The sequence below is a fragment of the Flavitalea flava genome (assembly GCF_054461575.1).
Map to the genome: position 1 here is coordinate 1 of NZ_JBTLQH010000139.1, position 639 is coordinate 639.

The 639-nt window shown below is 62.8% G+C and carries 1 protein-coding gene; it reads left to right on the forward strand.

The genetic code is table 11. The annotated features are described in order from the left end of the window. The coding region (locus ACX0G9_RS31720; protein ID WP_459069012.1) for a condensation domain-containing protein at nucleotides 1–639 on the forward strand (639 nt) is incomplete at both ends.

Consider the following 639-nt stretch of genomic DNA (forward strand, 5'->3'; position numbering starts at 1 on the left):
GATGAGCAGCCGGGAGCTGATCAGGGCGGTGAAACAAACGACGCTGGATGGCTATGAGCACCAGGAGGTGCCCTTCGAGAAAGTGGTGGAGGTGGTGGGGGTCAAACGGGAAGGGGGCCGCAACCCGTTGTTCGGAGTGATGTTTGTGTTGGAGAATACGCCGGAGCCGGGGCCGGTAGAGCTGGGGGGATTGGGCTGGGAGACGGAGAACTTCGGTCAGCTGACCTCCAAATTTGAGCTGACGCTGAGCATCGGTCAAACGGGGCGGGGGCTGGATCTGGGGCTGACCTACCGGAGCGGGCTGTACAGTCGGTCGAGGATGGAGCGGCTGCTGGATCATTACGGTCAGTTGCTGGCCTCGGTGGTGGCCTCTCCGGACGAGGCGATAGGGCGATTGGAGCTATTGGGTGCAGGGGAAAAGGATCGTTTGGTGGAGGGGTATGGCCGCAGCCGGCAGTGGTATCCACGGGACAAGACGGTGGTGGAGCTTTTCACAGAACAGGCGTCGCGGACGCCGTCGGCGGTGGCGGTGGTCTATGAGGAGCAGCGGCTGGATTATGGAGAGCTGGAAGCAAGAGCGGAGGCGTTAGCGGGCTACCTGCGAGGGCAAGGGGTGGAGGTGGGCAGCCTGGTAGGGAT